Raw genomic sequence first — 22448 nt, forward strand, 5'->3', positions numbered from 1 at the left:
GTAATAGTGCCTTCCAGTTTGAAGGCCTCGAACAGAACAAAGGTGAGGAATTTACCTATGAAGAGACAGAAAAGAGACCGTTTAGAAAGAGCATTTTCACAAGGTTTTAAAGCTGGGTTACAAGGGCGGTCTAAGGAACTTTGCCCATACCAACAAATCGAACCCCGCTCCGAGTGGTTGGGTGGTTGGCGTGAAGCAATTGATAGTCGAAACATTTTCAAAACGTGAGTTTGATAAGGATTAAGCGAAGAGCCCCGAAATATCGGGGCTCTTTGTTTCTAGACGGTATTCACACTCTTTAACTATTTATAAATAGCATGTCTTGAATAACTCTATTAGCTGTCTAGAAAATCGAAAGATGAAAAACAAAAATCCACCTTTAGGCGGATTTTTATTTTCAATGAGCGTAACAAGTCGATTAAAACGCGCTAGTATCTTGGAAAAGACCGACTTTTAAATCTTTCGCTTCATAGATAACACGTCCATCAACCTCAACCGTTCCATCAGCCATGCCCATAAAGAGTTTACGCTTGATAACACGTTTCATATCGATTCGGTAAGTTACTTTTTTCGATGTTGGTAGAATTTGGCCGGTAAACTTAACTTCGCCTACACCTAACGCGCGACCGAGACCCGGACCACCAGACCAACCTAAGAAGAAACCAACCAACTGCCACATCGCATCCAAACCTAGACAACCAGGCATCACAGGATCACCTTTAAAATGGCATGCAAAAAACCAAAGATCAGGATTAATATCCAATTCTGCAATAATTTGGCCTTTACCAAATTCTCCACCGTTGTCGTTGATTTCAACGATACGATCCATCATAAGCATGTTATCGCTTGGGAGGCGACAGTTGCCTTCACCAAACATTTCACCGTTACCACATTGGATAAGTTCTTCTTTTGAATAGCTGTTTTTAGGTTCCATATCTCTTGTTCTTCGCTTAGAAATTGCTGCTACTTTAGCTTACACTTGTACGCTAAACAACTCTGAACAGTTAGAGTAGTCTATAAATTCAACAACAAATAATCAGATTAAGAATTATTCGCGATTTTTCCAATGAATTTCTTTATAATCTAACCTTCAACTTACTACTCTATAGGCTGTTTATGATACTTTTTGTAAACGATTTAACTGTCATTGATTTTTCTTATCTTTGTAATCAACGAGGCCCTGTCGGTGAAAGCTGGATCGTTGATGTCGTCTTACATGGTAATCTGAATGAAGAATCAATGGTGTTAGACTTTGGGTTAGTAAAAAAACAAATTAAACGTATCATAGATGATTCTATTGATCATAAATTAGCAATACCGACTGGATTAAGCGGTCGTTATGAATTGTCAAATGACCGCGTAGAAGTAGAATATGAGTTTAACGGTCATCATTTCGCAATGAATGCCCCAAAATCATCAGCGTGTTTTGTAACAGGCGACAGTGTTGATATCCAAAGTACTATAGCGTTCTTAAAATCCATAATCCTTCCTGCCTTACCAAGTAATGTGAAAGACATTGAATTCACGTTAAGACCTGAGCAGAGCCGAAGCTTCTATTATCACTACAGCCATGGTCTCAAAAAGCACGATGGAAACTGTCAGCGGATTGTACATGGCCACCGTTCACTTATTGAAATTGAACTTGATGGCATTTCAATGCCTCGTTTACAAAAGGAACGCGCTGATAAATGGCAAGACATCTACTTAGGTAGCGAAGAAGATCAAGTATCGGCAGAATCACTTAAGTACGTTGTAGCAAAACCAGAAGACTACTGCTTTGCATATGAATCAACTCAAGGCTATTTCGAACTTGCGATTGCCAAAGAACGTTGCGATATCTTACCTTGTGATTCAACTGTCGAATGTATTGCAGACTACCTTGCCCAAGAAGTAAAAAAAGAGTACCCGGATAAAAAAGTGAAAGTAAAAGCATACGAAGGAGTTGGTAAAGGTGCGATTTCGTTGGCTTAAAGCAGTTTATTTAGCTTGCACATTGACTGGTTTTTCAATTCAAGCACAAGAGGTAGAACTAAAAGGAAGTCTTACGCAAGGCGGGTTAGTGATCGGGCACCTTGGTGACCTGACAAACGTTTCATTAAATGGGAAGACTCTGAGACACACCAAAGACGGCTATTTCGTCTTTGGGTTTGCCCGCGACGCTGCTCCAACCGCTGAACTTAACTGGACTGACCGAAACGGTCAGTCTTACAGCAAAGTAATAAAAGTTGCACAACGCGAATTCAAAATTGACAGGGTAAATGGTGTTGAGAAAAAATACGTTTCACCACCTGAAGCTGTCTTAGAACGGATCCGGAATGACTCAAAAAAGGTTACAGAAGCTCGCTCTGGTTTTAGCGAGAAGCGATTTTTCTTAGACCCGTTTTATCAGCCTGCAGAAGGTCGCATATCTGGGGTATATGGGAGCCAACGCGTGTTTAACGGTGTGCCCAAGAACCCACATTATGGCCTTGATATAGCAAATAAAATAGGCACGCATGTCTATGCACCAGCATCAGGAACCGTTGTTTTAGCAGAGCCGGATCTTTATTACAGTGGCGGTACTGTCATTATCGATCATGGTTTTGGTGTTACTTCGACTTACCTGCATTTAAGTAAATTGCACGTGAAAGCAGGGGATGAAGTTACCACAGGTAAACATTTTGCCGATATTGGAGCGACAGGCCGAGTTACTGGGCCACACCTAGATTGGCGACTAAACTGGTTTAACGAGCGACTAGATCCCGCTCTTATAATGAAAGAAACTTTAGCAGTTAAAGAAGCAAAAAATGACGTTAAGCGCTGAGCAAATTATTGAAAAAAGAATCAAAGATTCGGTTACTTATGTAACAAAAACGGTTTTCCCAAGTCGTACAAACCACCACAATACCTTGTTTGGTGGAGACGCACTTGCTTGGATGGACGAAGTCGCATTTATTGCTGCCACGCGCTTTTGTCGAAAGCCTCTCGTTACGATTTCATCGGATAGAGTTGATTTTAAAGAAGCAATCCCTGCAGGCACGTTTGCTGAATTGGTCGCAGAAGTTGTTTATGTAGGCAATACCAGTTTAAAGGTAGATGTAAATATTTATTTGGAAAGAATGCACAAAGACGACAAGCATTTAGCAATTTCAGGTTCATTTACCTTTGTTGCCGTTGACGATAACCACCGTCCTACGCCTGTGGTATGTGACAAAATGATCAACGGTTTTTAAAAGCCTTTTCTTTAAAACAAGTCATCAGAGATTGCATCTGATGACTTAACACACTGGGTCAAAATACTGAAAACGTTTCTTTTTTAACGCAATCGAAGTCTACATGCGGTTCAAACGTACCTTCAACTACGGCATACGTAATACTTTCGAGAATAATTTCGATTTCTACTTTAATGCGATTTGGATCGTGAAATTTATCTGTCGGTACCCAGACACAGACTTCTTTCTTATGAGGGTCTCGAATACAGACGACATTTTTGTATAGATTTCTTAATTCAGATTTCAAACGCTGCAGTTGCGCTCTATCAAGCAAATCGGTCGTGAATACGTAAAACTCTTCCCACTTCCTTAAGAAGATTGTCAATTCTGAAAGCGCATTAAAAAATGACTGATTGTCTTGTATAACGACAGAAGAAAAACCTTCAATCTCGATAACATGTTTGTTTTTAATACGAGCCTGCCGCTTGAGTGTTACAAGGCCAAATACAGGGGCTACTAGCGTTAATGGATCATGAGGGTGCTCCAACAATGAATGTATTAATTCATTCCCTCTATCAACAGACAACAGTACATCAAAAATAAGTTTACTATCGGATAAGTGAAGATTCGATTTGGTAATGGCTAGAGAGTCGTCAATTTCAATCACAACTGAATGTTCAGAAGTGTAGAGTTGTGTGACCGTGGATTCATTGTGGCGCTTTTCATATTCATTTAATGCAACGTCAATAACATCGTAAAGCGCTTCATTTTTCCAAGGTTTGTGCAAAAACTTAAACGCAACACCTAGATTTATCATCTCTACCAGCATGTCAGCATCGGTATAGCCACTGAGGATCAATCCAACAGTATCTGGCGAAATGTCGCGAACGTTTTTTAATAGGTTGTTCCCGTTCATAAGAGGCATTCGAAAATCAGATATCACTAAATGAACGTCATGATTTCCGATATAGTCTAGTGCTTCCGAAGGGACTGAAAAGCAAGTGATGTTAAAGCCAAATTGCCGTAAGGCTCTTTCCAGCGTTTTCAATATTGGTATTTCATCGTCTACAAGGACAATAGAGTAGTGGCTGTATATTGCTGAATTGGTATCAAGAGTCATACGTCACACCTCAAAATTCGGTTTTACTATAAAACTATAGTAACTACTCATCGGTAATTGAAACTTTTTGCTACACAATTCCATGTAATTTAGCGTTGTTTACCTAGGTAAAGTAAAAATATAGTGTGTTAATTCATCACAAAGCACAGGTCGGCCAATTAAGTATCCTTGAACCTCATCGCACCCCATGTTTTCGAGTAATTCAAGTTGCTCTGCCTTTTCAACGCCTTCAGCAACGACCTTAAAATTTAAATCATGCACAAGGTTGATAATATTAGCGACGAGATTCAAACTTGTGCTAGATGTATCTATCTGATCTATCAATGACTTATCGAGTTTAATGACATCAATCGGTAATTTAGCAATGTAGCCGAGAGAAGAATAACCTTTGCCAAAATCGTCAATAGAGATAGTAAACCCAAGACTTTTTAAGCGCTTAAGCAATTGATACGCTTCATCCAAATTTGCGATTAAATAGTTTTCGGTAATTTCTAACTCGATGAAACGATTATCTAAATCATACCGTCTCACGATGTCGATTAAATTATCAATAAATGATGTGTCTGTTAGTTGGATAGGCGAAATATTGATAGCCACTTTTTTAATTTCAATGCCCTCAGTTAGCCAGTTTCTGAGCGTCTGACAGGCTTTTTCAAGAACCCAATACCCAATTTTATTAATTTGACCATCCTTTTCTGCTAGAGGAATAAAATAGTCAGGTGAATTTGGCCCTGTTTTTTTACTTTCCCAGCGGAGCAAAACTTCACAAGATGAAATTGTATGATCACTCAAATTCAATTTGGGCTGGAATCTTAAATACAGCTCATCATTTTCAATTGCGCTAAATAAGGCATCTGAGACACGATGTTCTGTTAGTTTTTCAACTAAATACTCATCAGAGTATTTCATATAGAACTTTGTCTTAGAATCGGATACGTATTGATTAAAAAGGAGGAGATTATTCAGTAGTTCAGCTAGATTGGAATCAAGTGATACAGCCACATAGGAAACTGCAAAATCAACTTGTACATTGGTTGAATCGAAATATTCTCTTATTTTTAAAATAATTTCATCTAGATAGGAATGTACTTCAATTTCATTTTCAACGGTCGACAACCAAAATACGCCTTGGTCATAACTTATTTCAAGCATATGAAATTCTTTGAGCTCTTTAGATAGTTGAACGCCGACAATTTTCTTTAAGGTTTCAGAATAAACCTGATTATTACAGATGACATTTTTAACCAATAAATCCCTTATTTTTATACAAATCATAATTGATTTATCGGTGCGTTTGACGTCTTTGATGAATTTAGTTTTGCTCGATGAAAAGTTTTGCTTAATTGAACCTTTCGCGATTACAGGCGTAAAACTAAGCAAAAACGTTCGCCCCGTTGTAAATTTCACATCAATGCAAAAGATTGAGCTATTGGTCAGCTTGCTCACCACCAAATTTGTTAATGTTGAAGCACTTAAAATAGTATTAGGTTGCAAAGTAAGGTCGAAATAATCTCGCAGATTCTGTTTATTGTCGCTCTTTTCGAGGAGTCTATTAAAGAAGTAGTTATAGTCGAGAATATTGCCATCTTCATCCACTTCGACAAGTGGGGTATCGCCGTTTTGGATAAATTCTTTCTTAATTTTTAATTTCTTACTATTTTGAAAAGCGAGATTTATTTCGTGAATTAACTCCGCATTGCTCCAAGGCTTGCTGATAAACCTAGCGACATTGTCTGAATTTAAGAGTTTTTTTAGGTCGTCAAAGTCTGTTTGCCCACTAAGGACAATACAAACCAAGTCATTTGAATATTTCTTTAGCCGTTCAATAAGTTCAAACCCATTTAGCCCCGGCATTCTAAAGTCGGTAATTAATACTTCAGGGTGGTGCTTTAATAACAGGCTTTCGGCTTCGAAAGGATCGTTGGTAGAAATGATTTCATAGTGAAAAGAGGAGATTGCTCGCGTTAGTGCCTTTAGTACATTGGTATCATCGTCTACTAGCAATATCTTTGACATGCGCATCTCGTCTATGTTGAAGTTAATTAAACGGTAAACCTCTGAAAGAAAATGATTCTATTCTCTAAAGGCGTACCGTTTACTCGCTTTAACTATAGCACTAGCGCTGCAATCCATCCGAAAATTACAAGCGGAATATTGAAATGAATAAAAGTAGGGATAACGGAATCATTAATATGATCGTGTTGACCATCTGCGTTTAGTCCTGAAGTGGGACCGAGTGTTGAGTCGGAAGCCGGGCTTCCTGCATCACCAAGTGCACCAGCTGTACCAACGAGTGCAACGGTGGCCATCGGAGAGAAACCAATTTGCAGACAAAGTGGAACAAACAATGTTGCGATAATTGGCACCGTGGAAAAAGAACTGCCAATACCCATCGTGATAAGTAATCCAACCAGCAGAATTAACGCAGCGGCTAACGGCTTATTTGATCCCACTATATCTGCACATGTTTGGACTAGACTCGCCACTTCACCCGTTTCTTTCATGACGGAGGCAAACCCCTGTGCTGAGATCATAATGAAACCGATCATTGCCATCATCGCGACACCTTTAGTGAAGACGTCTGAGCTCTCCTCCCATTTAACTAAACCAAATAGGCTGAAAACCATAACACCAACAAGACCGCCTAAAATCATCGAATTACTCACATTCTGAGCAATTAGGGAAGCAATAATGGCAAGAAGACCAATGATGACCGTCTTACGTTCATTTGTAACCAGAACCGTTTTAGCTTGATTTGCTTCCTTGATTTCGTACAGTCGAGGCTTTCTGTAGGTGAAAAACACCGCGATTATTAGTCCAACTACCATACCAAGTGCAGGAATAACCATGGCCCAAGGCACTGCATTTTGAGCAATTTCAAGGCCGTTATCGACAAGGTTTTTATGTAATATAGAGAATAGATAGATACCGCCAAATCCATAAGGCAAAACCATGTAAGATGTAGCTAAACCAAACGTCAAAATACACGCAATTGCACGTCTATCAATTTTGAGTTGTGTGAAAATTGAGAGCAGTGGTGGAATAAGTATCGGTATAAACGCAATGTGAACTGGGACAAGGTTTTGAGATGAAATGGAACAAGCGAGTATAATCGTCATAATGCCCATTGAGAGATGATGGGTGTATTCAGAATCTGCTTTATCTACTTTTGCCAACAATTTATTGGCAAGTATTCTCGTTAACCCAGACTTTGAGATAGCGACCGCAAAGCCACCTAACATAGCATAGCTTAGGGCTATTTCAGCACCACCGGATAACCCAGAATTAAATGCGTTTAGTGTGTCTGACAAAGATAAACCTGACGTTAGCCCTGCAACTAATGCACTGACTGTCATAGCGACAATTACGTTTACTCGGGCTAACGATAGACCGAGCATCAAAATGACTCCAATTATTACTGCGTTCATTTTTTCTCTTTTCTTTTATTTTTATATTACTTATAAGACGCTTGGCATCGTCTATTCGGCGAACAGGAAAAAGCTTTCCATTGTAACGATATTCCATAAACGCTTTACAAAATGCGTCTAAATCCGATGCGTATTCAGGATACCTTTGTTTCAGTACATTACAAGCACTGATCGGGCTGTGATCTTCAAGATTTGAGACGTGAAGCAGTGACAGACAAAGTCGTACTGGTATGGGGTTGTGTGAATTTGCCTTTAATCTACCAATAGTAAAGTAAACTAGAAAGGCCACAAAAATAGTACCTATCAATATAGCGGCTGTTTTTATATACCAGTTGTTTCCAAGAAGAGTGCTAAAAAAAGACGATTGATTCTCTCTATCAAAGGCAACAACCCAACGAGACCACTGGTAGTCGAGGCTATCGAATTGGTCGCGAAGCCAATAGAACGCATCTAGATGGCTTAATCCAAGGAATTCGAAACCTCGGCTCGAAACTAATTGAGCGCGTAATTGGCTGTCTTCAAGTAATGAACCCTGCAATCGCTCAGGTGCAATCCAACCAGTTGGATCTAGCGTTTGCCATTGTGTGCCATCGTAATATTCAACCCAAGCGTGCGCCTCGAACTGCCTAACTGTTGTGTATCGCTGTTCCTGATTTAACTTCCCACCTAGATACCCTGAAACAATCCGGCTAGGGATCCCTGCTGCTCGGAGTAGAAAGGCGGTGCTCGATGCGTAGTGACCACAAAAGCCTAATTTTGTATTTACCAAAAAGCTATCTATCGCATTGTCGACATGAATAGATGGAGGTGTAAGGGTGTATTTGAATTCCTGAGATTGAAAAAATTGCTTCAAGGCATCGATATAGTCGTTGGTTGACTTTGCGAATTTGGAGAGTTGCTGACTAAGCTCGATAGCTTGTGGATTTTTGTTTACTGGCAAGCGTGTATAAAAGGCAATTTGGCTTTCGCTAAGGTGATACTTTGGGAAACGATTTGAAATCACATCATATTCGAATTTATTCGTAACATAATTGTCTTTAAAAAGTGTGCCGAACCCGTTTGAATGAACAGATGAATGTGAACTCGTACTCCAACTTAAACCATATAACCATTGAGAGGAACTTGTTTCAGCAATAATCGAATAGGCCATTGGATTAGTCGAATTATCAACTAGTTGACTTGGTATGGTTAGCCATCTAGATTGTTGCCAAACCCTACCATCGAATCTATCATGAACGATCGCTCGCCAGTAAAGCGGATCTTTGGGAATTTCCTGACCCCATTTAGCTCTAAAAACAACTTCATCGCTGTTCGACAGTTCACTAATTTTAAAAGGATCTAGTTCGCCACTTAGTCCGGTTTTTGCCACAGATTGATTCGGCATGCTCCAAAATGAAGGCAGTTTTGGAAATAGGAATAACATAAGAAGCGCAAGTGGCGAAAGCAACAGTAAGCTCCGGGCACTCGTTTTTATAGTCGATATAACATTAATATTCGCATTAATACTGAGCGCTAGACTTGCGATTAACAATAACCATTGAAAGACAACGACCACCGTAAACCATAGACTTTGGCTAAAAAGAAACGTTAATGTTGTCGAAAAGAATGCAAGCACGATTGTGTGCTGCAGTAACACGGGTGTATTTGCCTGTTTTAGCTTAAGACCAGTCGCAGTTAGCAACAACAGTACGAATAAAGTGAGTGTTTTTTCAAATCCTGAACTAAGCACAATAATGACGATGCTTATCAACGCAATCAGATTAATAAAAATGCTTGATACTAGTCTATTAGACAAGGTAACCCAACTTAGCAATAGGATAATGAGTAGGGCATTCATGCTACCTAATTCACTCATTAAGAGCGCAACTTGAATAAATAACACACAAACAACGAGCCGTTTGCTTTTGTTATTCTCAATACTCACTCATCTTCTCCCAAACTTGGTGATAAGTTTTGTTGTCAGTGCAATGCATAAGTCCTGAATTTGGTAAATTGACTTTAATCGGTAATTTAGATTCGTAATATGGAAAAAGTAGTGTACTTAATTGCGCTAATTTTTCTTCTTTTGTTCCAAACAAATCTTGATAATTCAAGATTGCTTCAGTGCTATTTGAATCGCTTATTGGAGCAAACTGTTTGATAAACAATTCACCTGATTTAGCGAAATGTTTCCATGAAATACGACTAGGATTTTCACCAGGTTTCATTGGCTGAGGGCCTTGATAATCTCTATCATCAGAGACCATACGTTCTACTATCTGATTCTCAATCCGGCGGTGATTATTTGGGTAAATGTATAAATCGCCAGAAGGTTGCCAATAACACCATGCACGAACGAGTCCGAAGGGGAAACTTGTTTCTAACGTAATTCTCGGAAGTTCATAGCGCCCACGTAAATGCCATTGAGTCTCGAGCCACAGCGACGTTTCTTCAAACAACGAAGAAATCATGACTTCTTGATTATCATATTTTAATTTAAGTTGATTTATTGTTTTGTTTTTAATGGTAAAGCGAATGAGAAAACGAGGCGAGTTTGGTGAATAACTGGGTTCACATTTTAGAATTTCTGCACGCAGAGAGTTGATGTTTTTAAACGTCTGGAAAAAAGTAAGCAATTGAAATAATGAGAAAAAGTAGCTTGAAAATAGCAGTAAATTATTTTGGTAATTGACACCAAGAATAAACACAAGCGTTGTAAAAAATAAAAATAACCAACCTAAATTTGTTGGCAAGATGTATATATTGTGGTGGCGAAATTCAACACGTTCTTTTCGATATCTATTTCCCAGCCAACGGATTAATCTCGATTCTAAACGATTTTTCTTCGCCACGATCACACGCCAATCGCTACTTGATCCAATACGGCCGTTGAGAACTCGGATTTACTCATTCCCAATCTGTGTGCGCATACAAATGGTGCTACAAGCCGAACGTCGTCAGGCGTAACAAATTCACGGTTTTCCATAAATGCCCAAGATTTTGCAGCATTAACGAGAGAAATACTGGCTCTTGGTGAGAGTCCTGAACGTAAAGTAGGGTGGTTGCGTGATTTAGAAACGAGTTTCAAAATATAGTCGACAACGACAGGGGAAACATTGACTTTTTCTATTTGCATTTGAATTTCAACTAATTCACCTGCGTTGGAGATTGCCTTATGAACTTGTCGTCTTTGTGACGGATTTAAAATAAGTTGTTTTTCAGCATCAAGTGAAGGAAACCCTAAACTTAAACGCATAAAAAATCGGTCTAATTGAGATTCTGGCAAATCATGTGTACCAAACTGCTCCCTTGGGTTTTGTGTCGCGATAACAAAAAATGGGGTATCCAATGGATAACTTTTTTTATCAACGGTGACCTGATTTTCTTCCATGGCTTCAAGTAAGGCACTCTGAGTTTTTGGGCTTGCACGGTTTAATTCGTCTGCAAGTAACAGTTGAGTAAAAATAGGACCAGGATGAAAGTCAAACGTATGGTTGGTCGAATTAAAAACCGAACTACCGGTGATGTCCATCGGCAGCAAGTCGTTTGTAAATTGAATACGTTGATATTGCAAATTAAATGTTTTAGCTAACGCGTGCGCTAAAGTCGTTTTTCCCATGCCTGGCAAATCTTCAATAAGCAAATGGCCTTTGCTAAGAAGACAGCACAACGCGATTTTTAGCTCGAACGGTTTGTCTAAAATAACATCACTTAAAACATTAAGGATCGACTCAATTTTATGATTCATTAAATTAGTTCAAGGCGCTTCATAACAGTATCAACTTTTTTGGCGTTGAATGGTTTTGCAATAAATCCTTTAGCACCAAGCTCCCAAGTGTTTTGAACATTTTCCAAACTATTATGACCTGAGCACATCACGACATGGATGTTTGGATAATTATAGTTAATGTATTCAAGTATTGAGGTGCCATCAGTATCCGGCAATTCAATGTCTAAGAAAATTACGTTTGGTTGTTTGTCTGCAATGAGTGGCTTTGCAGAGTTGAAATCTTCTGATTCGTAGATTTGTTCATAACCAAGATTTGATAAAATATCGCCAAGAAACTCTCTGATTTCTGGAGCATCATCAATGATGAGAATTGGCTCGAGCGGTTTTAAAAATTCCATAAGAAAGATACTTCTAAACTGAACTGAAGACATACTAAGCTAACATCAAAAACACCTCAACAAAAAACTACGAGAAACAATGCTTAATGTCCGATACCGTCTAGTATTGGACATAGTAAAGGAGGTTGCTTGGTTTTGCTAATACCACCTATAATATATATTATGTTAAATGTAGTATTTCACGTCACTTTGTCGGGTTTTCTTGTGTAAAAGATTATTTGTTTTGAGATTGTCGCCTTCTGTGAGATTAGATTTTACTTTATGATTTATAGCGAGTTAAATTTTGGCCTGAGTGGATGTATTTATGGAAAACACTGTTTATTTTTTTCATCCACTCTTATTTTTTAATTATATAGCAAAATGCGTTTTTACTCTTTCAACAGTATGTGACCACTTTGGTGTTTGTGGTTTGCAGACTGAATTCTGGTTTCCAAACAATCCTGTTTCATTAAATGCTTGAGCCAACGGCACTGCTTTAATCCATTCAACAGGAATCAGCTACTCTGCATCATCATCGTCTAAATTAGTGAAATTCGAATAGTCGCCATCAGTTTCTAAATCTAGCAAGGTTTTATTATCGTGCTTTGAAAACTGGTAGTTTTCTGCTCTTGATATTTCACCAGCGACTTTTCCAACAGCTACAAAGCCCGTTTTAGGAATTTTTACCCATACACGATCACCAATATCTAACATGTTTAATGTATTTGAATACCAACGGCCTCGGCCCGCAGAAACAAATCCATATTTCAGCGCATCATTCCAGTGGCGCTCTTTACCATGCCCAAAAGAAACATAAAACTCACCGTTCCACGGCTCTTTTGTTGATTTTGAAATAACGCGCTCTTGGGTTTCTTCAGGTGCTATCATCCAAGCTCGGCTTAAATACTGATTTGTACCATCCTCAAATACTGTAAAAAACACAGCATTAACAGGTATCTTAGCTTTGTCATTTAAATAGTTGATGATCCGTTCTGAACTTGCATCCAATGCAGCAGCTACAATTATCATTTGGTGCGAGCCGTCATAGTTTACATCGTTGAAAGGAACACCGAATTTTGACTCAAACGCCCTATCCAAACTTTGTTCCGATATTGCGAATTTCGTACTGTAATCATGATAAATATCAACTAATTTACTGTCGTCAATTTCGACCACCCAAATTGCCACCTCCTACAATCGGCACCATAATAATGCTGGAGACATTATTCGCAACAACCAACCCAGCCGGTGTATACGTTTTCTATTTTGGCGACGTCTGAACGTATATAATCAATGCGACTCAGAACCATATTTGCAAACTTAGATTTGTTTGGTTCGACTAACTACTGTACTACAAACAAAGAACGCGCTTATAAAGTTAGTTAGAAAAGTAATAAAAACTTCGGTTTAACCGTAAGTTATCCGTATTACAGTACAGGAACCAATAGTTTTATCTAATGAAAATCGCAACCAAGACAGTAAAGAAGCATTTTACGTGTTTCAATAAACATTATTTTTGGGTCAACCGCATAGTTGTCCCCTACGCTTCTTTATTCGTTCGCAGGAAAACAGCTCGAGTTTAGATGTGTTCTCATATGAGGGCCCGTGGATTTCACCACGGACCATTAGTGCAAAATCGGTGTTAACATTGAATAATGTGAGGATTACACTCGGAAGGTTTGGCTAGTGTAATGCGGCCGTCCAAGGAAGGTTTTTACAAATATCGCCTTCAAACTCTAGAATTTCTTCAAGGCGAGAATAAACACGTTTTTCATCGTAATATTCACAGGCAAGCTCAACAAACAGGTTTTTGTGTTTCTCTTCAGATTTTGCAATCGCTACGTAAAATTCTTTTTCTTTGCTTTCTTCTAGTGCTTCAGCAACCAGCGAAAATCGTTCATGGCCTCGTGCTTCTATTACACCAGCAACGAGTAATCTATCCAATAAATAGTCATCTCGACCTTGACGAATTACAGTTCTAATCAATTTAACATAATCGTCTTTCTTATCTTTTCCTAGAGTGATCCCTCGTTCTCCAAGTAATTTTAAAACTTGCTTAAAATGAATCATTTCTTCGATTGCTAAATCGGTCATTGCTCTTACCAATTTTGTTTTATCAGGGTAATGACCAATCATGCCCATTGCCATTCCAGATGCTTTTTTTTCTGCGGCCGCATGGTCTTGCAAGAAAGTGTCGAAATCTTCAACTACGTTTTTCGCCCATTCTTTAGGCGTTTTATACTTTAATTCAAACATCTTTGACTTCACTAAAAAATTGATACAGTAAGCTGTCTTTTTCAGCTTTTCCTAAATGGGTTGATTCTATTTTCAATGGGTGATTTACATCCTTCCAAGCGGTTACTTTTCCATTTTGATTCAAATGAGGAAATATTTTGAACGGTTCGCTTGTTTTGTTTGGCAAGAAATTGGTTAACGTATTAATGCTATCGGTTTGTACATTTAACGAAAGTAACGGTATTGAATTGCGCTTTGCGAATTCAAAAACTTGGTGTTGATGCTTTTTATAACACTCGATTAGATAGTCGAAGTTATTTGTTAGATCGAGAGTTAATCCTGGAAATATTTGAAAATAAGCACGTTTTATCGTGTCGTTAAAACCACCAGATTGGGACATGAGATTTTTAGCCATGCGGTTTAGCAATTTTGACACAGAAATAGCCCACCCTGTCTGTTCTCGTTGCAACAGAATCAATTGTGTATTTTCAAAATACATCGAAAGCTTCTGGTAATCACAAAAAATAGGTGTGTCGGCGAGTACCTCGGCTTCAAGAAAGGTGTCTCGAGTGTAAGCCGTATGGGCCGTTGTATACCCTAATTGCAAAGTTGCGGCACAAAGGCTCGTTGTACCAGTTCGTGGTAGTCCGACGATGAGTGTTTTTTTTGAATTCATCAATAAAAAAGCGCCTTTTAAGACGCTTTGTAATTAGCAAGTAACGTGAAAATAATATCAGTTTTAGTCAATTAAATATACAGCATAAACTTGTGCATCGACTGTAATAAAGCCAGTATTATAGCCAGCCCCCGAGCCAGAATCTGCTTGTACCATCATTTTCTCAGCACGCATATAAGGCATTGTTGGTGCATCCATAGGTGAAAATGAAACAGAATACAATTTCCCAATCCTAACGTCGAAATCCTTGGCGAGTTCTTTTGCAGCCATTTTGGCGTCTTTAATCGCAGCCTTTTGAACCGTTTTCAAAATTGAATTGTGATCGGCGACAGAGAACTGAGTGTCTCTAAATTCAGTAACACCCGCATCGACTAAATCTTGAAGAAGCTCAGGGTATTTATCAACAAGCGTTAACGTCATGCGAATGTTTCGAAATACTCGAAAACCCACGAAACGTTGTTTGTTTTGCTCTCGATCATATTCAGTTTGTCGATAGACATTTAGTTGCTCTGCTTGAATGTCCTTTTCTGCAATCTGATAACGTTTTGCGATTTCAATCACTTTTGCAGCAATCGCATCAACGTTTTTCTTCGCATCAGCGGTGTTTGCCTGCGTATCATCAATACCAATAACAATGTTTGCTCTATCAGGTTTAACCTGAATTTTTGCATTGCCTTGAACATAAAGATGAGGGGCATCAGGAAGTGAATTTGCATTCGCGTTAAGCGTTATTAAAGCAGCAAATGCCAACATTAATTTTTTCATGATAAATCCTTATATTGGTATCACAACGACATGTTACTAGTTTGTCCTGAATTGCTTCTGAATAAAAAAGCCAGCATTTTGCTGGCTCTTATATTTTAGTTACAGACTACGACGTTTGTAGTTTCGGTACTCTGGTAACCAGTAGTTTTTCTTTATCGCGTGATGAATTGCATCGTCTTCCATTTCTAGCGCTACGCCTTCTTCCATTGCTTTTTTAGCAACCGCAAACGCTATTTCACGGCTAAGTGATTCAACCTCAGTGAGTGGTGGAAGCAAACTTCCCGACCCTTTATTGGCTAGCGGAGAGGAAGCGGCTAGTGTTTCACTTGCGACCATCAACATACTTTCCGTTACTTTTGAGGCTTTTGCTGCGATAACACCTAAGCCAATCCCAGGGAAAATGTAGCTGTTATTACATTGCGGGATCGTGTGCGTTTTGCCATTCCACTCAACAGCGCCAAATGGGCTACCCGTTGCTACGATTGCTTTACCATCCGTCCATACAACAACGTCTTTAGGGTGTGCTTCAACCTGACGGGATGGGTTACTTAATGGGAATATAATGGGTTGTTCACAACCATTCGCCATAGCACGGATAACTTGCTCAGTGAACAAGCCTGGTTGACCAGAAACTCCAATCAAAATATCCGGTTTCGCGCAGTGCATTACGTCAAGTAAGGATGCAAATTCGCCGCTATAGCTCCACTCGCCAATTACGTTTTTCTTCTGTACTAACGCCGCTTGGAAGTCTCGTAGGTCCTCCATGCCTTCGGTTAATAAACCGAATCGATCAACCATGTAAATTTGGCTACGCGCTTGCTCGTCAGAAACACCTTCTGAAACCATTTGCGCGATAATTTGCTCCGCGATACCACAACCAGCAGACCCTGCGCCTACAAAGACTACTTTTTGCTCAGATAATTTTGCACCTTTCACACGACAAGCAGCCAACAATGAACCGACGGTAACCGCAGCCGTACCCTGAATGTCATCATTAAAACAACAAATTTCATCGCGGTAACGTTTTAGCAATGGCATCGCATTTGGTTGTGCAAAATCTTCAAACTGAAGAAGTACCGTCGGCCAACGACGTTTAACGGCCTTTATGAATATATCTAAAAATTCATCGTATTCTTCTTGGCTAATACGTTTATGACGCGCGCCCATATACATAGGATCGTTTAGTAATTTTTCGTTGTTTGTACCAACATCTAACATAACAGGCAGCGTGTAGGCTGGGCTTATGCCACCGCACGCGGTATAAAGTGACAGCTTACCAATTGGGATCCCCATACCACCGATACCTTGGTCGCCAAGGCCCAGAATACGTTCGCCATCAGTGACAACAATGACCTTTACCTTATTCTTGGTCGCGTTTCTTAGGATATCATCGATGTGATGACGGTCTTCGTACGAAATAAATAGACCTCGCGAACTGCGATATATATCCGAGAAGCTTTCACATGCATCACCAACGGTAGGCGTGTAAATGATAGGCATCATCTCTTCAAGATGATCACGAACAAGGCGGTAGTACAAAGTTTCGTTGTTATCTTGAATGGCACGAAGATAAATATGTTTATTCAAATTGTCTTCGAAACTACGGTACTGTTGGTAACAACGTTCTACTTGTTCTTCAATGGTTTCATAGCGAGGAGGCAAGAGTCCCGCTAGGTTGAACGTTTCACGTTCTCTTTGAGTAAACGCACTGCCTTTGTTAAGAAGCGGCGTTTCCAATAAATTTGGTCCTGAATAAGGGATATATAAGAAATTTTGCTCAGTTTTCTTTGACATATTATAAGCTTTGACGATTTTTTAATGCTAAAAGGTGATTATTGCCGAAGTGAAATAAAAAGCAATGTAAACTCGGCTAGTCAGACCATTTATGAGTTAGAATGGTCTGACTATTGTACATGAAAGCTTAATCGAAACCTATGGTTATAGGCTGCTTTCTCCAAGTGCAACGCCCTCACGGCGAGGGTCTGCTCCACCTAAATAGCCATTTTTAGTGACTTCGATGGCGTGTAGACCGGAATTTAAATCTAATATCTTAACTTCATGCCCTAATTTCTCGAATTGTTCAACGTAATTCTCAAGCGAAGTGCCTCGTTCAAGAGTCGTGTACTTGTTACGATTTGTAATTCTCGGTAGATTAATCGCTTGTTGTGGCGTCATCTTCCAATCAAGTACCGCTATCAGTGTTTGTGCTACGTAGTTAATTATTCGACTTCCACCCGGTGAACCGACTAATAATTTTAAGGAACCATCCTTATTAAAAACCATGACCGGCGACATTGAACTTCGCGGGCGCTTCCCCGCTTCTACTCGGTTTGCTACGGGTTTACCATTTATTTCAGGACTCAATGCAAAATCAGTAAGTTGATTGTTTAAAAGATAACCGTTCACCATAACGGTAGAACCAAAGGCCATTTCAATGGATGTTGTCATCGACAGCGCATTTCCGTCTTTATCGATGATTGACATGTGAGACGTTGAAGGCAATTCATACGCATCGTCCTTAGCTCTTGCTAAACCTTGGACTGGTATACCAACCGGGTAGTCTTTTACGTCTTTGTCTTGAATTAACGATGCGCGTTCTTTCAAATAAGGCGATTGCAGCAATTCAGCGGTTGGTACTTCAACAAAATCGGGATCTGCAACATAAAAATCTCTATCCGCAAACGCCAGTCTAGACGCTTGAGTAAAATAATGAAGTGCCATTACGTCGTTTGGCGCGTAATTTTCCATGTGCTTATTTTCAAGCAATTTAAGCATTTGTAATACAGCAATGCCGCCACTGCTCGGTGGTGCCATTGAACACACGTTATACAATTTATATTCGACACAAATTGGTTCACGCCATTTCGGCGTATAATCTTTTAGATCTTGGAGAGATAATTTGCCAGGTGAAACCGTCGATTCTCGCACTGCTTTAACGAGTTTTTCAGCATTTTCTCCTTCATAGAAGGCTGATACGCCTTCTTGGGCAATTTTTTTATACAAATTTGCCAATTCTGGGTTGGTTCGTAGCGTACCTGTGGCTAGTGGTTCACCATGTGGATAGAAATAGCTTTTTGATGGTTCAAGCTCGTATGCACCTGGATTTAGACGTTTTGCTAGCAAACTATGGAGTCGAGGTGAGACCAAAAATCCAGCTTCGGCTAAATGGATGGCTGGTTTAAAGAGCGTTGCCCACGGTAATTTGCCATATCTTTTATGTGCTTCTGCAAAAGCTTTTAAGACGCCGGGTACACCGACTGAACGACCGCCAACAACAGCATCAATCCATCGCGCAGGCTTGCCTGTTTCGTCAAGAAACAAATCTGGCCCGGCGTCATGTGGTGCGGTTTCACGCCCGTCGATAGACATCATCTTTTTAGATGATTTATCGTAGTAAAGAATAAATGCTCCGCCACCGATACCCGACGATTGCGGTTCAACTAGCGTTAGCACGAGTTGTGTCGCTATCGCTGCATCAATTGCACTACCACCTTGACTCAGTACCCATTGACCTGCACGACTTGCATGAGGATTGGCCGCAACAACCATATAATCGTTGCTTGTTGCCTCAGTTTGAATGGCAAAGCCTGTTGCGGCTTCCGGTTCTCGAGTTTCTATTGGCGTTGATACGTCCGCGAACGCCGATAAACTTAGACTAGATAAGATAAGCGAAAGAGGTAATAACTTCATATTAAGTTCGAATTGACGTCTACATATTTGGCATCTTACTGGGAAACGTGCAAAATACGCAAAAAAATTGCGCTAAAATTATGATTTATAATCTCCCTGTTGAACGCCAACACCTTTTAGGCCCGGGTATCTTACTCGCGGTTTTAGCCGTCATCTTTTTCACACCGCTAAACGGCGTATTTGAATTTGATCGAACAGCGATTGAGTCAGGCCAATACTGGCAACTATTTTCAAGCCAGTTTACGCATTCCAATTTGGCACATTTATTATTAAATGCCCTTGGTGTGGTGTTTATTTGGTCATTACATGGCGAATATACGAACGCTCAGCGTTACTTACTCAATATTGTTATGCTGTCTATTGCCACGGGTACTGCTATCTACCAGCTCTCTCCTTCCATACACTATTACACTGGCTTAAGTGGTGTTTTACACGGTGTGATTATTTGGGGAACTTTATACGATATTAAGTTAGGGCGAAAAGATGGTTGGTTATTATTAATTGGTGTCATCGGCAAACTTTCGTGGGAACAAATTCATGGGGCTAGTGACTCGATAGCATCGCTTATTGAATCAAGTGTTGCTACCGACGCCCATTTATTCGGTGCAATAGCCGGATTCGTCCTCTTTTTGTTGATTGATTTAAGAAAGAAGCCGACTTAACAGCCGGCTTCTTACAAGACTCATCAGTTTAAACTGAGTTTACTTTAGGTTTTCTTCAAATAATTTATGAATACGGCGGTATTCGTCTAACCAACTCGACGGTTGAACGAACCCATGCGGTTCAACAGGGAAAATCGCTGTTTCAAAGTCTGTTTTTTCTAATTCAATTAATCGCTGTACTAAACGCACCACACCTTGGAAGAACACATTGTCATCAACCATAGGAGCATTGATTAGGAGTGGTTTTTTCAATCCTTCAGCGTGGAAAATTGGTGAGCTACGCTCGTAAGCAATCGGATCAACATCCGGCAAATTCAAAATATTTGATGTGTAGCCATGGTTGTAATAGTTCCAGTCCGCAACAGGGCGTAATGCTGCCCCTGCTTGGAAAAGGTCTGGTTGTGTAAATAACGCCATGAACGTCATAAATCCACCGTAGCTACCGCCGTAGGTGCCCACTGAGTTTACATTTACGTTGGCGTTTTCAGCCATCCATTTCACGCCATCTGCTAAATCCTGGATTTCAGGAGTCCCCATTTGACGGTAAATTGCGGTTCGCCAATCTCGTCCATACCCTTTAGATGCTCGATAATCCATATCCATAACGACGTAACCTTCTTGGGCAAGCAAGCTATGGAACATAAATTCTCTAAAATAGCCGGACCAACCAAAATGGCTGTTTTGCAAGTAACCCGCGCCATGGTTAAAAATAACTGCTTTTCGCGTTTTCCCTGATTCGCCTTCTTTGTAATCTGCCGGGTAGTATACTTTGGCATAGATTGGAGCATCCGTATGGCTAGACTTTACCGCGACAATCTTAGGTGCAATCAGTTTCTTATTTAGAAAATCATCCGATACCGTATAGGTAAGTCTCGTTACTTTATCGCTACCTTTTGTAGAGGTTACATAAAGCTCGTTAGGTAGCATTACGGTTGAGTGTGTCAACAGTAAATTCTGCTCATCCGGACTTAATTTATAGTCAGTCATACCATTTAAGTCGGTGAGCTGAGTTACATCGCCCGTAACGGTATTTACACGATAAACTTCGTAAATGCCAGGGTGTTTTTGGTTCGATTTAAAATAAATATATTGGTCGTCTTTTGTGACGGTGAGATCAGAAACTTCAAATTTGCCATCGGTGAGATGCTTAGCTTTGCCGTTAACTGGTTTTAGGTAAAGCTGACTGTATCCTGTTTCCTCTGAAAGGTAATACAGTGTATTGGAATTGTGCAACCAGCCAAATTGATTAAAGTTGTAGTTTACCCAAGCATCATCATGCAAACGGTGTTGCGTAGTGACAGACTTACCATCCGTATTTAAAGTCACTAACCAACGATCTTTATTGTCCCAAGCCTCTAGCATCATGGCAACTATAGAACCGTCAGGGCTCCACTTAATTACATCATCACGCCACACCCAATCCTCAATTAAGTTGATAGCCCTTGGCGCTTTTTTAGATTCGTATATTTCACCTTTTGCTTTAGCATTTTCTGCTTTAACCGCGGCTAAAACGTCTTCGTCAAATCCTGGTATTGAAGATAAGTCAATCGACTCTTGCACGCCTGTTTCAAGGTCGATAAACATAAAATCAGTATTTTGAGGCGTACTTTCAGCAACGCGCTGACGAACTGCTTTAGGGTGAATGTTTCCATCGCTGTTTACGTAATGCGGCATTATATCGTGCTCGCTACGCGCTGGTTTTTTCTCTCTAAACGCAACGACGAGCGCTTTACCGGATGGACTTAAACTTACTGCAACAAGCTCTTTGCCTTTGCCCAGATAAAAATCGTTTTTGAATTGGAAGTCATTTTGCGCTTCAACCTCCTTTTTATACGCTTCCCTGTCTTTGGCGTTTTTATGTTGTACTTGGATGTACTTAATCAAACGCAATTGGTTTTTCGCAAGCAATGTTTGAGGCTCTTGAACGCCTTTTGGTGCATCGACCAAGTGCAAATTTACTAACTCTTTCGAAATACCTGTGTTTACATCTATGGTAAAAAGAGAAGTACCTTTAGAGTAAGCAAGCAAACCATTTGTGAGAAACTGGTCGATTCTTACATTCTCACTGCCAAACGTTAGTTGTTTAACCTCAGCGGTAATACCGTTTTTTGTAAAGATATTACCTTCAAAGGTATAAACCTGAAATTGCCCGTCTGGTGACAAAATTGCGTCTCGATTAACCACTGTATGAAGTTTAGACAAAGGAATCGAAGAAACCGTGTTGTCGCTGAGTGTTACCTTGTACAAATCACGAACGACAGAGCCTTCTCGTTTTTGTTTGAACACGATTGAGTTTGAATCCGCTCCCCAAATCGCTGCTTCGGGCTGTCGACCAAGCCAATCTGGGTCGGCCATTGCTTGCTCAAGCGTAATATTTTCACCACCAAAATCTAACGGTGTTTGCACAATGCTTGCGGGCGTTGTTGTTTCGATGTTAGTTGATATTGTGGATTTTGAGGTAGATTGACAACCCGTCAGCATCAACGTAGATATTGCGACGGCGAGAAAAGATTGCTTCAACATAGTTTTTTCTTTGGTTTTTTATAATTGCTGTAACTTTAGCGAAAGTTATTAAAAACCTGAAGCAACAATGGG

At 39.9% G+C, this 22448-nt stretch carries 20 protein-coding genes; 5 read left to right on the forward strand and 15 right to left on the reverse strand.

Going from position 1 to position 22448, the window contains the following annotated elements; genetic code table 11:
• Positions 1-57: 57 nt before the first annotated feature.
• Entirely contained in the window at positions 58-228 is a 171-nt protein-coding gene (rmf, locus tag NI389_RS01105) for a ribosome modulation factor (protein WP_308361203.1), read from the forward strand.
• 190 nt (positions 229-418) lie between these two features.
• On the opposite strand, the gene fabA is transcribed toward rmf, so the two are convergent.
• Complete coding sequence (gene fabA, locus NI389_RS01110; protein WP_208843275.1) at positions 419-934, reverse strand: 3-hydroxyacyl-[acyl-carrier-protein] dehydratase FabA; 516 nt, start codon at positions 932-934, stop codon at positions 419-421.
• Between the two features lie 182 nt (positions 935-1116).
• On the opposite strand from fabA, the gene NI389_RS01115 reads away from it, so the two are divergent.
• Genes NI389_RS01115 through NI389_RS01125 form a run of 3 tightly spaced genes read left to right on the forward strand, consistent with a single transcriptional unit; the run spans position 1117 to position 3212 of the window.
• Positions 1117-1971, forward strand: a complete 855-nt coding sequence (locus NI389_RS01115) for a 6-carboxytetrahydropterin synthase (RefSeq protein WP_308361204.1) — start codon at positions 1117-1119, stop codon at positions 1969-1971.
• The gene (locus NI389_RS01120; protein ID WP_372588609.1) at positions 1952-2803 is read left to right on the forward strand and encodes a M23 family metallopeptidase; all 852 of its coding nucleotides are present in this window, start codon (positions 1952-1954) and stop codon (positions 2801-2803) included. The genes NI389_RS01115 and NI389_RS01120 overlap by 20 nt, the downstream gene beginning before the upstream one ends.
• Positions 2787-3212 (forward strand): acyl-CoA thioesterase, encoded by a 426-nt coding sequence (locus NI389_RS01125; RefSeq protein WP_308361205.1) that lies wholly within the window; start codon positions 2787-2789, stop codon positions 3210-3212. The genes NI389_RS01120 and NI389_RS01125 overlap by 17 nt, the downstream gene beginning before the upstream one ends.
• 58 nt (positions 3213-3270) lie before the next feature.
• Here NI389_RS01125 and NI389_RS01130 read toward each other — a convergent pair whose 3' ends face one another.
• The 13 genes from NI389_RS01130 to ggt all read right to left on the reverse strand — a co-directional run bounded on the left by NI389_RS01130 (position 3271) and on the right by ggt (position 19191).
• Positions 3271-4311 carry a response regulator gene (locus tag NI389_RS01130; RefSeq protein ID WP_308361206.1) on the reverse strand — a complete coding sequence of 347 codons (1041 nt, stop codon included), beginning with the start codon at positions 4309-4311 and terminating at the stop codon, positions 3271-3273.
• Positions 4312-4410: 99 nt separating this feature from the next.
• A complete protein-coding gene (locus NI389_RS01135) occupies positions 4411-6327 on the reverse strand; it encodes a GGDEF/EAL domain-containing response regulator (RefSeq protein ID WP_308361207.1) in 1917 nt (638 codons plus the stop codon).
• A gap of 92 nt (positions 6328-6419) precedes the next feature.
• Complete coding sequence (locus NI389_RS01140) at positions 6420-7709, reverse strand: Na+/H+ antiporter family protein (protein WP_308362598.1); 1290 nt, start codon at positions 7707-7709, stop codon at positions 6420-6422.
• Positions 7597-9663: a transglutaminase family protein gene (locus NI389_RS01145; RefSeq protein ID WP_308361208.1), complete on the reverse strand. Its 2067-nt coding sequence runs from the start codon at positions 9661-9663 to the stop codon at positions 7597-7599. The genes NI389_RS01140 and NI389_RS01145 overlap by 113 nt, the downstream gene beginning before the upstream one ends.
• Positions 9653-10570: a DUF58 domain-containing protein gene (locus NI389_RS01150; protein WP_308361209.1), complete on the reverse strand. Its 918-nt coding sequence runs from the start codon at positions 10568-10570 to the stop codon at positions 9653-9655. Before NI389_RS01150 ends, NI389_RS01145 begins: the two co-directional genes overlap by 11 nt.
• A gap of 2 nt (positions 10571-10572) precedes the next feature.
• Positions 10573-11466, reverse strand: a complete 894-nt coding sequence (locus NI389_RS01155; RefSeq protein WP_308361210.1) for an AAA family ATPase — start codon at positions 11464-11466, stop codon at positions 10573-10575.
• Positions 11466-11846, reverse strand: coding sequence for a response regulator (locus NI389_RS01160; RefSeq protein WP_308361211.1), 381 nt, complete (start codon positions 11844-11846; stop codon positions 11466-11468). The genes NI389_RS01155 and NI389_RS01160 overlap by 1 nt, the downstream gene beginning before the upstream one ends.
• A gap of 498 nt (positions 11847-12344) precedes the next feature.
• Entirely contained in the window at positions 12345-13013 is a 669-nt protein-coding gene (locus tag NI389_RS01165) for a hypothetical protein (protein ID WP_308361212.1), read from the reverse strand.
• Between the two features lie 495 nt (positions 13014-13508).
• Positions 13509-14081 carry a tRNA-(ms[2]io[6]A)-hydroxylase gene (locus NI389_RS01170; RefSeq protein WP_308361213.1) on the reverse strand — a complete coding sequence of 191 codons (573 nt, stop codon included), beginning with the start codon at positions 14079-14081 and terminating at the stop codon, positions 13509-13511.
• The gene (locus NI389_RS01175) at positions 14074-14736 is read right to left on the reverse strand and encodes a sulfotransferase (protein ID WP_308361214.1); all 663 of its coding nucleotides are present in this window, start codon (positions 14734-14736) and stop codon (positions 14074-14076) included. The genes NI389_RS01170 and NI389_RS01175 overlap by 8 nt, the downstream gene beginning before the upstream one ends.
• Before the next feature lie 63 nt (positions 14737-14799).
• Positions 14800-15501 carry an SIMPL domain-containing protein gene (locus NI389_RS01180; protein WP_308361215.1) on the reverse strand — a complete coding sequence of 234 codons (702 nt, stop codon included), beginning with the start codon at positions 15499-15501 and terminating at the stop codon, positions 14800-14802.
• 99 nt (positions 15502-15600) lie between these two features.
• Positions 15601-17295 carry an NAD-dependent malic enzyme gene (locus tag NI389_RS01185; protein ID WP_308361216.1) on the reverse strand — a complete coding sequence of 565 codons (1695 nt, stop codon included), beginning with the start codon at positions 17293-17295 and terminating at the stop codon, positions 15601-15603.
• Positions 17296-17439: 144 nt separating this feature from the next.
• Complete coding sequence (gene ggt / locus NI389_RS01190; protein ID WP_308361217.1) at positions 17440-19191, reverse strand: gamma-glutamyltransferase; 1752 nt, start codon at positions 19189-19191, stop codon at positions 17440-17442.
• Positions 19192-19271: 80 nt separating this feature from the next.
• Here ggt and rrtA point away from each other — a divergent pair, with 80 nt between their 5' ends.
• Positions 19272-19853, forward strand: coding sequence for a rhombosortase (rrtA, locus tag NI389_RS01195; RefSeq protein WP_308361218.1), 582 nt, complete (start codon positions 19272-19274; stop codon positions 19851-19853).
• A 39-nt stretch (positions 19854-19892) separates the two neighbouring features.
• On the opposite strand, the gene NI389_RS01200 is transcribed toward rrtA, so the two are convergent.
• Complete coding sequence (locus NI389_RS01200; protein ID WP_308361219.1) at positions 19893-22376, reverse strand: S9 family peptidase; 2484 nt, start codon at positions 22374-22376, stop codon at positions 19893-19895.
• Positions 22377-22448: the final 72 nt, after the last annotated feature.

Source organism: Pseudoalteromonas xiamenensis (assembly GCF_030994125.1).
Taxonomy (GTDB): domain Bacteria; phylum Pseudomonadota; class Gammaproteobacteria; order Enterobacterales; family Alteromonadaceae; genus Pseudoalteromonas; species Pseudoalteromonas xiamenensis_B.

Bases quoted from the DNA above. Each gene is read 5' to 3' on its own strand.
- NI389_RS01140 (WP_308362598.1), bottom strand. From the start codon at position 7,709: ATGCTCGGTCTATCGTTAGCCCGAGTAAACGTAATTGTCGCTATGACA.
- NI389_RS01125 (WP_308361205.1), top strand. From the start codon at position 2,787: ATGACGTTAAGCGCTGAGCAAATTATTGAAAAAAGAATCAAAGATTCG.
- rrtA (WP_308361218.1), top strand. From the start codon at position 19,272: ATGATTTATAATCTCCCTGTTGAACGCCAACACCTTTTAGGCCCGGGT.
- NI389_RS01170 (WP_308361213.1), bottom strand. From the start codon at position 14,081: ATGTTTGAATTAAAGTATAAAACGCCTAAAGAATGGGCGAAAAACGTA.
- NI389_RS01185 (WP_308361216.1), bottom strand. From the start codon at position 17,295: ATGTCAAAGAAAACTGAGCAAAATTTCTTATATATCCCTTATTCAGGA.
- ggt (WP_308361217.1), bottom strand. From the start codon at position 19,191: ATGAAGTTATTACCTCTTTCGCTTATCTTATCTAGTCTAAGTTTATCG.
- NI389_RS01180 (WP_308361215.1), bottom strand. From the start codon at position 15,501: ATGAAAAAATTAATGTTGGCATTTGCTGCTTTAATAACGCTTAACGCG.
- NI389_RS01130 (WP_308361206.1), bottom strand. From the start codon at position 4,311: ATGACTCTTGATACCAATTCAGCAATATACAGCCACTACTCTATTGTC.
- NI389_RS01115 (WP_308361204.1), top strand. From the start codon at position 1,117: ATGATACTTTTTGTAAACGATTTAACTGTCATTGATTTTTCTTATCTT.
- NI389_RS01135 (WP_308361207.1), bottom strand. From the start codon at position 6,327: ATGTCAAAGATATTGCTAGTAGACGATGATACCAATGTACTAAAGGCA.
- rmf (WP_308361203.1), top strand. From the start codon at position 58: ATGAAGAGACAGAAAAGAGACCGTTTAGAAAGAGCATTTTCACAAGGT.
- NI389_RS01160 (WP_308361211.1), bottom strand. From the start codon at position 11,846: ATGGAATTTTTAAAACCGCTCGAGCCAATTCTCATCATTGATGATGCT.
- NI389_RS01155 (WP_308361210.1), bottom strand. From the start codon at position 11,466: ATGAATCATAAAATTGAGTCGATCCTTAATGTTTTAAGTGATGTTATT.
- NI389_RS01200 (WP_308361219.1), bottom strand. From the start codon at position 22,376: ATGTTGAAGCAATCTTTTCTCGCCGTCGCAATATCTACGTTGATGCTG.
- fabA (WP_208843275.1), bottom strand. From the start codon at position 934: ATGGAACCTAAAAACAGCTATTCAAAAGAAGAACTTATCCAATGTGGT.
- NI389_RS01175 (WP_308361214.1), bottom strand. From the start codon at position 14,736: ATGAATTCAAAAAAAACACTCATCGTCGGACTACCACGAACTGGTACA.